The 10752-nt window shown below is 69.4% G+C and carries 12 protein-coding genes; 7 read left to right on the top strand and 5 right to left on the bottom strand.

The features are described 5' to 3' along the window. The first annotated feature begins 38 nt into the window (after positions 1 to 38). On the top strand, positions 39 to 1541 hold the full coding sequence (locus BJQ94_RS01310; protein WP_265400551.1) for a sodium:solute symporter family protein: 1503 nt from the start codon (positions 39 to 41) through the stop codon (positions 1539 to 1541). Positions 1542 to 1604: 63 nt separating this feature from the next. Here the strand turns inward: BJQ94_RS01310 and menD are convergent, their stop codons facing one another. Next, on the bottom strand, positions 1605 to 3440 hold the full coding sequence (gene menD, locus BJQ94_RS01305; RefSeq protein WP_265400550.1) for a 2-succinyl-5-enolpyruvyl-6-hydroxy-3-cyclohexene-1-carboxylic-acid synthase: 1836 nt from the start codon (positions 3438 to 3440) through the stop codon (positions 1605 to 1607). Continuing rightward, complete coding sequence (locus tag BJQ94_RS01300) at positions 3406 to 3840, bottom strand: PLD nuclease N-terminal domain-containing protein (protein ID WP_265400549.1); 435 nt, start codon at positions 3838 to 3840, stop codon at positions 3406 to 3408. The genes menD and BJQ94_RS01300 overlap by 35 nt, the downstream gene beginning before the upstream one ends. A 69-nt stretch (positions 3841 to 3909) precedes the next feature. Between BJQ94_RS01300 and BJQ94_RS01295 the strand changes: the two genes are divergently transcribed. Beyond that, positions 3910 to 4227: a DUF4229 domain-containing protein gene (locus BJQ94_RS01295; protein WP_265400548.1), complete on the top strand. Its 318-nt coding sequence runs from the start codon at positions 3910 to 3912 to the stop codon at positions 4225 to 4227. A gap of 112 nt (positions 4228 to 4339) precedes the next feature. On the opposite strand, the gene BJQ94_RS01290 is transcribed toward BJQ94_RS01295, so the two are convergent. From BJQ94_RS01290 to BJQ94_RS01280, 3 genes are all read right to left on the bottom strand, one after another. After that, a complete protein-coding gene (locus tag BJQ94_RS01290; RefSeq protein ID WP_265400725.1) occupies positions 4340 to 5245 on the bottom strand; it encodes a 1,4-dihydroxy-2-naphthoate polyprenyltransferase in 906 nt (301 codons plus the stop codon). Positions 5246 to 5395: 150 nt separating this feature from the next. After that, the gene (locus BJQ94_RS01285; protein WP_265400547.1) at positions 5396 to 6544 is read right to left on the bottom strand and encodes an AMP-binding protein; all 1149 of its coding nucleotides are present in this window, start codon (positions 6542 to 6544) and stop codon (positions 5396 to 5398) included. A gap of 8 nt (positions 6545 to 6552) precedes the next feature. After that, positions 6553 to 7464 carry a 1,4-dihydroxy-2-naphthoyl-CoA synthase gene (locus BJQ94_RS01280; RefSeq protein ID WP_265400546.1) on the bottom strand — a complete coding sequence of 304 codons (912 nt, stop codon included), beginning with the start codon at positions 7462 to 7464 and terminating at the stop codon, positions 6553 to 6555. Positions 7465 to 7620: 156 nt separating this feature from the next. On the opposite strand from BJQ94_RS01280, the gene BJQ94_RS01275 reads away from it, so the two are divergent. The 5 genes from BJQ94_RS01275 to BJQ94_RS01255 are packed head-to-tail and all read left to right on the top strand — an operon-like array spanning position 7621 to position 10746. Continuing rightward, a complete protein-coding gene (locus BJQ94_RS01275; RefSeq protein WP_265400545.1) occupies positions 7621 to 7995 on the top strand; it encodes a hypothetical protein in 375 nt (124 codons plus the stop codon). Then, positions 7992 to 9062: a sigma-70 family RNA polymerase sigma factor gene (locus BJQ94_RS01270; RefSeq protein WP_265400544.1), complete on the top strand. Its 1071-nt coding sequence runs from the start codon at positions 7992 to 7994 to the stop codon at positions 9060 to 9062. Before BJQ94_RS01275 ends, BJQ94_RS01270 begins: the two co-directional genes overlap by 4 nt. A 51-nt stretch (positions 9063 to 9113) precedes the next feature. After that, a complete protein-coding gene (locus BJQ94_RS01265) occupies positions 9114 to 9446 on the top strand; it encodes an ATP-dependent DNA ligase (protein WP_265400543.1) in 333 nt (110 codons plus the stop codon). Then, the gene (locus tag BJQ94_RS01260) at positions 9443 to 9706 is read left to right on the top strand and encodes a hypothetical protein (RefSeq protein ID WP_265400542.1); all 264 of its coding nucleotides are present in this window, start codon (positions 9443 to 9445) and stop codon (positions 9704 to 9706) included. The genes BJQ94_RS01265 and BJQ94_RS01260 overlap by 4 nt, the downstream gene beginning before the upstream one ends. A 59-nt stretch (positions 9707 to 9765) precedes the next feature. Next, positions 9766 to 10746: an o-succinylbenzoate synthase gene (locus BJQ94_RS01255; protein ID WP_265400541.1), complete on the top strand. Its 981-nt coding sequence runs from the start codon at positions 9766 to 9768 to the stop codon at positions 10744 to 10746. Positions 10747 to 10752: the final 6 nt, after the last annotated feature.

The raw sequence follows: 10752 nt of genomic DNA, 5'->3' as shown, positions 1-10752 counted from the left end.
TTCAGCGTTCCCTTCCGCCAGCCAAGTCAGGAGCATCCATGATCGTCATCGGCGTGGGCATCAGTGTCCTCATCGTCCTCATCGTCGGAATAGTCGTCGCCCGCAAGGTCGACGGCGACAGCGCCAACTACCTCGTCGCCGGGCGCAGCCTCGGCGTGCCCCTCGTCGCGGTCTCGCTGATGGCAGCGGCCGTCGACAGCAACGCCACCGTCGGCAACACCGACCTCACCTCCGGCTACGGCTTCTGGTCGGGCGCGTCGCTGGCCATCGGGCTGGCCATCTGCCTCCTGATCTCGGGCCTGTTCCTGGCCAAGCCGATGAACAAACTCGGGCTGTACACGCTCGCCGACTTCTTCCGCCGCCGCTACGGCCGCGTCGTCGAGGTCGGCTCCTCGGTGATCATGATCTTCTCGTTCACGATTCTCCTCGCCGGCAACCTCGTGGCCGTCGGCTTCCTGCTCGAACGTTTCGCCGGCATCTCCTACGTCTGGGGCATCATCCTGTCGGTGTCGCTCGTGCTCGCCTACACGCTGGCCGGCGGCCTGTTCTCGGATGCCTACACCGCGGCCATCCAGACCGTCATCACCGTCGTGGCCTCCATCGCCCTGCTCGGCTGGGTGGTCATCAACTTCGGCATCATCGTGCCGGCCGGCATGGGCCCGTTCGACCTCGGCCAGCTCACCGACCCCGCCCAGGGCGCCCCGATCAACTGGGCCACCCTCATCTCGCTGGGCATCGGCGACCTCGTGGCCATCGACTTCATGCAGCGCATCTTCGCCGCCAAGTCGCCGGAGGTGGCCCAGAAGTCCTGCTTCTACGCCGCCGGCGGCACGTTCGTGATCGGCATCATTTACGCACTGGTCGCGCTCACCACGACGGCGGCGCTCGGCCTCTCCACCGCGGACGGGCCCATCCTGTACACCCTGCTCGGCGACTACGCACCGCCGCTGCTGGCCGTCCTCGTGCTCTCCGGCATCGTCGCCGCGTCGTTCTCCACCGCGGCCGGCGCGATCCTGGCCACCTCGGCGATCGCCGTGCGTAACATCTTCGGCGTGCGCCGCATCGTCTCCGGCGGCGCCGACCCGCTGCTGCGCTGGACCCGGATCGCGATGGTTCCCATCGTGGTGATCGGCGTGCTGCTGGCGATCCGGGTGAGCCAGACCGGCATCCTGCTCACCTTCGCGTTCGACCTGATGCTGGCCTGCCTCGCGGCGCCGCTGGTGCTCGGGCTGTTCTGGAAGCGGCCGGGCGCCAGCGCCGTGATCGTGGGCGTACTGCTGGGCTTCGTCGTGCGGATCACCCTGCTGGCGCTCACCCCCACCATGTACGGCGTGCCGAACGACCTGTTCTACGTGCCGAACACCCTGATCACGGCCGACCTCGATGGCTGGACAACGATGATCTCCGCAGCGGTGGGCATTGGTTCGTTCGTGCTCGTGGCCATCCTGCACCCCCGCCCCCAGCGCGAGCAGGATTTCGAGCAGCAGATCGCCGCCGAGCTGGCCCAAGAACAGGCAACCCTCCTGGAACCCACCCACTAACCCCACCCACCTCTCGCGAGCCGTGAGTTGAGCCCCGAAAACTCCAGGTTTTCGGGGCTCTTCTCACGGCTCGCGGGCTAGTGGGACCTCTAGGAGAGTTGGCTCGGTCACGGGGGCCGTCAGGGCGGACTCCAAGGCGCTTCGGGTGGCGGCTCGGGAGTAGCTCCAGCCGTAGGCGGATGCGAGGGCCTCCAGGTTCACCCTGTGGGGGGTGAAGAGCACCCGGTCGATGGCGGTGGGATTGGCCGTCGCCGCCACCTCGAGGCCGTCGAAGATCGTGCCGCCGCCGTCGTTGCCGACGATCACCTGCAGGCGGGGCCGGGTCTCGCCCGGCGCGATCAGGAGCGAACCGGCGTCGTGCAGCAGGGTCACATCACCGACGAGCAGGCGCGTGGTGCCCGTCGACCGCGGATGCGCGCCGGCCTGGCTGGCCAGCGCGATGCCCAGTGCCGTGGCCACGGTTCCGTCGATGCCGGCCAGCCCGCGGTTGGCGTGCACCGGGATCTTCTTGCCGGTCACCCGGGTGTCGAGTTCGCGGATCAGCCGGGATGCGCCGAGCACCAGACGGTCGTGCGGCCAGGAGGCCCGCCACACCGCATCCGCAAGGATTGCGCGGGTGACCGGGGCCTTCATGGCGGCGAACTCGGCCTTCGTCATGCCGTGTGCGCCAAACGCCGGGGCGTCCAGCTGGGTGTCGGCGGCCAGGATGGCCCGGCTCGTCATCACCCACCGGCCGGCCCAGGCCCGCGCGTCCCTGGTGCTCGCCGCCGCGACCGTCTCGTCGGCGGCGGCCACGGCGCGCACGAAGCTGTGCACCCGATGGCCGGGGTTGTACCACTCGGCGCCCACCGGGGCCACGACGATGGTCTCCACGCCGTCGCGCATCACGAGCGCCGGGATCTCCCGGCTCAGGGTGGGATGGCCGAACACGATCACGCGCTGCACCTGACCGCCGAAGTCGGGGTCGCCGAGCAGTTCGCGGTAGGCCACCACGAGGTTGGGCCCGAACCGCGAGCCGCTGGACACCTCGGCCAGCAGCGGCCAGCCGGCGGTGCGGGCGAGTTCTTCGGCTGCCGCGCCGGCGCCGGCTCCGGCGACCACCACGGTCAGAGGGCCGGGGGCCAGGAGCAGCGCGGGTTCCGGCACGGCAGCGGCACTGACGTCGGCGGCGGCGGGCGCCGCGGCATCCGGCCGGTGCGCCGCCTCGTCACCACCGGTGACGGGCACCAGTTCGAGCGCGGCCGAGAGCGGCTCCCGGAAGGCCAGGTTGAGCTGCACGGGCCCGGGGTTGCTCGTCTCGGCGCCCACAGCGGCCCGGTGTGCCTGGCGCGCAATCGCCACCGCGGCGGCGGCCTCTGCCGGGTCTCCGGTCGGTGCGGCCACGTCGTCGCACAGTCGCACCGCCCCGGCGAAGATGCCCGGCTGCACGGTGGTCTGGTTCGAGCGGATGCCGCGCAGCTCGGCCGGCCGGTCCGCCGTGAGCAGGATCATGGGCACCGTGGAGTGGTGTGCCTCGAGCACCGCGGGGTGCAGGTTGGCCACGGCGGTGCCGGAGGTGCAGACCACGAGCGCGGGCTGCCCGCTCTCGATGGCGAGGCCGAGCGCGAGGAACCCGGCACCGCGTTCGTCGATGCGCACGTGCAGCCGCAGCAGACCGAGGCGTTCGAATTCGGCCGCAGCCAGTGCAAGCGCCTGCGACCTCGAGCCGGGGCTGAGCACGATGTCGCGCACGCCGAGCGCCACGAATTCGGCCAGCAGGGCCACGCTGAAGTCGGTCGCGGGGCTACCGCTGGGGGCGACGTTCTGGAACAGGGCAAACCCCGCCGCCTCGGGCGGGGTCGTCGACGTGGTTTCCTGAGCCGCCTCAGGCATCCCGTCGGCCCGGCTGGTCACCCTCACCGGGGTCGGTCTTCTTGGGGTCGACGCCGGCCGTGCCCGATCGGCCGGGACCGTCATCCTCCGGGTCGGTCTTGTCGAAATCCGCCAGTTCCTTCTCGAGGTCGCGGATGCGCTGGTCCTGGTCCTTGACGCGGTCCAGGCCGCGGAGGAAGTCGGGGTCGTCGTCCGGCGCCATCGAGCGCATGACCCGGCCGCCGGCCGGGCCGGCGTTGCCGCGGCGTCCGCGGCCGATCAGCAGCCAGAGCACAGGTCCGATCACCGGGATGAGGATGATCACGAAGATCCACACCCACCGGGGCACACCGCGTATGCGGTTGCGGTCGAACACCGCGCAATCCACCAACGTATAGATGGTGAGAATGACGACGACGACTCCGAGGCCGAACAACAGGCGGAACATGCCCCAATTGTAGGCCGGTCAGCCGAGAGATCGGTGAGTACCGTCTGGAGCACGGCTTAAGCTGGGTCTATGAAAGCTGTTCCAGCGTGGTTGGTGTTCACGGTGCTCCGGGTCCTGACGTTTGCGATCCCGTTCGTCCTCCTGCTCGCCCTGGCCATCGAGGGCTGGCTGGCCGCCATCCTGGCCGCCGTGATCGGCCTGTGCCTGTCCTACATCTTCCTGCGGAAGCCCCGGGACACCGTGGCCCGCGGCCTCTATGAGGTGCGGCACCGCACGAAGGAGCCCGTGCACCCCGACGCCGAGTCAGAGGATGCCGCGGTCGACGCCGCCGCCGCCACAGACAGTGCCGCCGCCAGCGCCGCCGCGAACAAGGCCGACCGCACGTAGGTCGCCAGACCGCGGGTCAACTGTTCCCGAAGCGGACAATTGGTCCCGGCGCGCCGGGCGCATTTGTCCGCACGGGCAACAGTTGCCGCGAGGGTGAGCGCCCGACGACGGGTTACAGGGCGAAGGCCAGGCCCAGGATCACGCCGTACAGCAACGCCGCCATGCTGGTGAGCTTGAGCGCCAGGATCAGTTCCCTGGCGGTCTTCGCCGTGGCCACGATCAGGCAGGCCGGCAGCGCCAGCAGCAGAACGAACATCGTGAACCAGGCCAGCGGGTAGAGCAGCGCGAAGAACGCCGCGATGCCGAACGGCAGCAGCAGGAAAACGCAGAACACGACCCTGGATGCTGTGGCACCGATCCGCACGGCCAGGGTGCGCTTGCCGGAGACCTTGTCCGGCTTGATGTCGCGCAGGTTGTTCACCATCAGCACCGCACAGGCGAGCAGGCCGATGCCCACGGCACTCAGCCAGCTCTCCATGGTGACCACGTCCACCTGCACGTAGGTGGTGCCGGTGGTCGCCACCAGCCCGAAGAAGACGAAGACGAAGATCTCGCCGAGGCCCAGGTACCCGTAAGGTCGCTTGCCGCCGGTGTAGAACCAGGCCGCGACGATGGCCGCCGCGCCCACGATCAGCAGCCACCAGTGCTGGCTCAGCACGACGAGCACCAGACCGGCCACGGCGGCGAGGCCGAAGAACAGCAGCGCCACGGTGAGCACAGCGCGCGGCCGGGCCGCTCCGCCGCCGGTGAGGCGGGCAGGTCCGACGCGGTGATCGTCGGTGCCACGGATGCCGTCGGAATAGTCGTTGGCGTAGTTCACGCCGATCTGCAGGCTCACGGCCACCACCAGCGCGAGCAGCGCGCGCACCCAGTGGAACTCGCCCTCGTCGCCGGCCACGATGGCCGCGCCGGTTCCGAGTAGAACGGGGGCGATCGCCAGGGGCAGGGTGCGCAGCCGCGCACCCGAGATCCAGGTACCGAGGCCCACCGGGCCGGGCGCGCGCACGGCGCCCGTCACGCTGCCGTTCTTGCGGGCCGGGTTGCCGGACTTGGCCGGGTTGCCGCTCTGAGGGGATTTCTGCTGTTTGGGGCCGTTCGGCCGCGCTCCTTGTGCCACGACTTCATGCTACTGGCCCCGGCCTTGAAGCTGCCCTGACCGCCGGCCGGCTCAGCCGCCGACGATCGCCGCCAGCGCCTGGCGGTCGGGCTTGCCGGAGGCCAACAATGGGATCGCGTCGACCTCGACGAGGCGGGCCGGCCTGGCCGGCCGGCCGAGGGTCGCCGCCACGGCGCGGCGCACGGCGTCGAGAGGGGTCTGCCCGGCACCGGCCGCCAGCACCACCACCGGCACCTGGCCCCACACCGGGTCGACGGCGCGCACGACCACGGCTTCGGCCAGTCCGGGCAGACCGCGCACCACGGTCTCGACGGCATCGAGTGACACCTTCTCGCCACCGGAGATGATCACGTTGTCGGCCCGGCCGGAGACGCTCACGGTTCCGTCAGCGGCCACGGCACCCAGGTCGCCGGTGCGGTACCAGCGCACGCCGTGCTCCTCGACGAACCGGTCTCCGGTGCGCTCCTCGTCACCCAGGTAGCCCTCGGCGAGCACCGAGCCGCTGATCTCGAGTTGCCCGTCGACGGCGCGCACAACGGTGTTCCCGATCGGCACACCGTTGTACACGCAGCCGCCGGCCGTCTCAGACGACCCGTAGGTGCGCAGAACCCGGATCCCGAGGCCCTCGGCCCGGCTGATCAGGTCCGCCGACACGGCCTGCCCGCCCACCAGGATTCCGGTGAACCGGGTGAGCACCGCCAGGATCGCCGGGTCGGTCGCCGCCGCATCCAGCAGCCTGGCCAGTTGCACGGGCACAAGCGAGGTGAACCGCAGCGGTTCGACGAGCCGGTTGGCGTGTTCGGCGAACACGGCGGGGTCGAAATGGCCCGGCGGCAGCAGCACGGGTTCGGTGCCGGAGGCGATCGACCGCACGAGCACCTGCACCCCGGCGATGTAGTGCGCGGGCAGGGCGAGCAACCACTGCCCGTCGCCGCCGAGCGCGACGCTCGACGCGGCGGCGGAGGCGAGCAGGGCGTCGGTGCTGAGCATCACCCGTTTGGGCGCGGCGGTCGAGCCGGATGTTTCGATCACCACGGCCACGCCCTGCGGCACCCGGCCGAGCCGGTCCCGACCGTGTGCGAGTGGCGACTCGCCGGCGGGCACCGGCAGCAGAGCCTCTTCGGTCGCCGACAGGGCCCGGCGCAGCTCGATCAGGAACGCGGCCGGGTCGTCGACCGGCACGACCCGTACTGGTCTCACCGGAATCCCTAGAACTGCCAGGGGTACGGCGCCCAGTCGGGCTCGCGCTTCTCCAGGAACGAGTCCCGCCCCTCAACGGCCTCGTCGGTGCCGTAGGCGAGGCGGGTCGCCTCGCCGGCGAAGATCTGCTGACCCACCATGCCGTCGTCGACGGCGTTGAAGGCGAACTTGAGCATGCGGATGGCCGTGGGCGACTTGGTCAAAATGGTGCGGGCCCAGTCGAGGGCCTCGTTCTCCAGCTCGGCGTGCGGAACGACTGCGTTGATCGCCCCCATCTCGAGTGCGCGCTCGGCCGAATACTCGCGGGCGAGGAAGAAGACCTCCCTGGCCGCCTTCTGGCCGACCTGGCGGGCGAAGTATGCGCTGCCGTAACCGCCGTCGAAGGACCCGACATCCGCATCCGTCTGCTTGAACTTGCCGTGCTCGGCGCTGGCGATGGTGAGGTCACAGACCACGTGCAGGGAGTGCCCGCCACCGGCCGCCCAACCGGGAACGACCGCGATGACGACCTTGGGCATGAACCTGATCAGCCGCTGTACCTCGAGGATGTGCAGGCGACCGCCCCTGGCTTTGTCGATGCCGCTGGCGGTCTCGCCCTCGCCGTACTTGTAGCCGTCACGGCCACGGATGCGCTGATCACCGCCCGAACAGAAGGCCCAGCCGCCGTCGCGTGGGCTCGGGCCGTTGCCGGTGAGCAGCACCACGCCGATCTGCGGATTGGTGCGGGCGTCTTCGAGCACGGCGTACAGCTCATCGACGGTGTGCGGCCGGAAGGCGTTGCGCACCTCGGGGCGGTTGAACGCCACCCGGGCGATGCGGCCCGTGACGTCGTGGTGATAGGTGACGTCGGTGAGCGCGCCGAAGCCGCGCACTGATCGCCACTGGCTGGGGTCGAAGATCTCTGAAACCTGTTCGGGCATGCATCCAGCCTACGCGGGGCCAACCAGGCTGTAACCGCTCACACAAGAGATGAGGGCTCTTCAGGTGTACCTCGTCGGCGGCGCTCACGTCAACCCCTTGAACGGGTCTGACGCCCGGCTGTCTACTTATCTCACCCGAAAGACCCGGAGGTGGTCATGTTTGATAACAGCCCCTCGGCAGCCGACACCGCGTTACCCGAACACGCAGCCGTCATCAGCGCCGAAGCCCCGCACCACTCTATTCAGCATCACAGCCATCCAGTCGGCGTCGCGCGACACGCGGATCTGGGAGATGTCACCGCCGCACAGGCCGATCCGGCGGAGGTTCAGATCACCGCCATCTCCCCCACCGAATGGCGGGTCGCCGACCAGGCCATCGAGCATGACGATCCATCCGCCCTGCTGGGTTTCATCCAGACAGTGGGCAGCGCCTTCGAGGTCACCAACCTCGGTCGTCCGCGTGAGCGGGCGTATTTCACTTCCTTTGACCGCGCCACAGCCAGTCTTCTGAACCGGGGGGTACTCGCATGAGCACCATCGTCCACACCCATGACACCCGCACCACCACCGACGCCCGCACCGCCACGCGGTCCACCACCCCGTCGGAGCGGCCCGTCGCCGAACCGACCACCTCCTCCTATTCCCCGTCTGCGGCGGCCAGCGCCGCGGCCACCTCCCGGTACAGCCGGGCGTCGACGGATGCCTTCGGTGACTACCTGCGCCGCATCGGCAAGGGCCCGCTGCTCTCCGCCGAAGACGAAGTGGATCTGGCCCGCAAGATCGAGGTCGGCCTCTTCGCCGAAGAGAAGATCGCCAGGGCCGCCGCCGAAGGCGCGGACGTGAACCCCGAATTCAAGCGCGAACTGATGACCCTGGTCTTCGAGGGTCGGCGCGCGAAGAACCACTTCATCGAAGCCAACCTGCGCCTGGTGGTCAGCATCGCCAAGCACTACTCCGGCCGGGGCGTGCCCATCATGGACCTCGTGCAGGACGGCAACATCGGGCTGGTGCGGGCCGTGGAGAAGTACGACTTCATGACCGGGTTCAAGTTCTCCACCTATGCCACCTGGTGGATCCGCCAGGCGATCCACCGCGGCATGGCCGACAAGTCCCGCATGATCCGCATCCCGGTGCACACGGCCGAGAAGCTCAACAAGATCAAGCGCATCCGCCGCGACCTCACCAGCACGCTCGACCGTGAGCCGACGCTGAAGGAGATCGCCGAGCTGTCGCAGATCGCGGTGCGCGACGTATCCCGCCTGCTGCAGTACGACAACGAGCCCATTTCGTTGCACGCCCCCGTCGGCGACGGCATCGGCGACATCGCCGAGTTGATCATCGACGACGACCTGCCCCAGCCGGACGAGTGCGCCACGATCACCCTGCGGGCCGCGGACATCACGTTCTACCTGGACGCCCTGCCGGATCGGGAGCGATCCATCCTCACGGCACGATTCGGCCTCACCGGCGACGAGCCCCGCACCCTCGACCAGATCGCCGTCATCCAGGGCGTCACCCGGGAGCGGGTCCGCCAAATCGAAAAGCGCGCCTTGGCCCTCCTAAAGGTGCCACGACTCGAACGTTATCTCAGGGACTAGAAGCCAAAACCGGCGTACCGTGACAGCAAACCCTAATGACGGAGTGGTGCAATGGGCAAGCTGACGTACGATTCGAGCCTCACGGCGGACTTCGATGATCGTGTCCTCGCGCACATCCAGGTCGTCATCGGCGCGAAACTCCGCCGGGGCGAGGCGTTCTATTTCACGTGGCGGGACGACCCCCAGGGTGGTGATGGCCGGAGCACGATCTGGATGCATCCGAGCATCCCGCTGGCCTACAAGTACTTCGGGGGTCGTTCGCCCAGCCTGAACCGGGACTGGATCGAAGCGCTCATGCTCACGGCGAATTCATCCGGCGGCCTGCAGATCGTGCCAGAACCGCACCGGCTGGGATCCACCTCGACCGTGAAGGATGACTCGTGACCCGCATCGATATCGTCTACGGCGGCAAGCCGTACACCCTCGGCGATCGCACGATGGAGTCACTGCGCGCCGAGATCACCACCGCGGTGACCTCCGGGGTGCCCAGCTGGCTGCGCGTGAACAGCGGTGCCGGCCGATATCAGGATGCGTACCTCCTGATCTCGGCCAGCACCGCGATCGCCATCGTCGATGTGCAGCCGAACGGCCCCGACGTGGTGTTGACCGACGAGCAGACCTTCGTCGCCGACTCCACCGAGTGAGCCGGCCCAGCCCGTGACCCGCACCGGGCGGTGCGCGCGGATGCTGGCACACTAGAGCCATGCTCCCCTCACTGCACGACGTGCTCGCGACCGCCCGAGTGGTCGACCTTCCTCTCGTCACCCGTTTTCGTGGCCTCACCAGCCGGGAGGCTGTATTGATCGAGGGTCCGGCCGGCTGGACCGAGTTCTCCCCGTTCGTGGAGTACGACGACGAGGAGGCTGCAGCCTGGCTGCGGGCCGCCCTGGAGTTCGGTTGGCAGGAGACTCCGACGCTCGTGCGCGACCGGGTGCCGGTGAACGCGACGGTGCCGGCCATCGACGCCGACGCCGTGCCCGCCCTGCTGGCCCGCTTCCCCGGTTGCCGCACCGCCAAGGTGAAGGTCGCCGACGCCGGCCAGACCCTCGCCGAAGACGTGGAGCGGGTGCGCGCCGTGCGCCGGGTGCTCGGCCCTGAGGGACGCATCCGGGTGGACGCGAACGGGCTCTGGAACCTCGATGAAGCCGAGCACGCGATCCACGCCCTGGCCGAGTTCGACCTCGAGTACGTCGAGCAGCCCTGCGCGACGATCGACGAGCTCGCCGAGATCCGGCGCCGCACCGACTACCTCGACCTGCCGATCGCGGCCGACGAGAGCGTGCGCAAAGAGTCCGACCCCCTACTGGTGTCGCGCTCAGGCGCCGCCGACCTCCTGGTGGTGAAGGTGCAGCCGCTCGGCGGCATCCGCGCTGTGCTCGCCATCCAGGCCGAGACCGGACTGCCGCTGATCGTCTCCAGCGCCCTCGACACCTCGGTGGGCATTTCGATGGGCGCGTTCCTCGCCGCGGCCCTGCCCGAGCTCGACTACGACTGCGGCCTGGCCACGGCGTCGCTGCTGGCCGCCGATGTGACGCACGACCCGCTGCTGCCGGTCGGCGGCAGCATCCCGGTGCGCCGGGTGGTGCCGGATGCCGACCTGCTCGACACCTACGCGGCCGCGCCTGAGCGCCGCGACTGGTGGCTCGCCCGCATCACACGCGTGCACGCGCTGCTCGCCGACTAACCCGCC

It is taken from the genome of Cryobacterium sp. SO2, assembly GCF_026151165.2.
Classification (GTDB): domain Bacteria; phylum Actinomycetota; class Actinomycetes; order Actinomycetales; family Microbacteriaceae; genus Cryobacterium.
The sequence above is the reverse complement of the archived record's forward strand: the minus strand, read 5'-3'. Positions and strand labels throughout refer to the sequence as shown.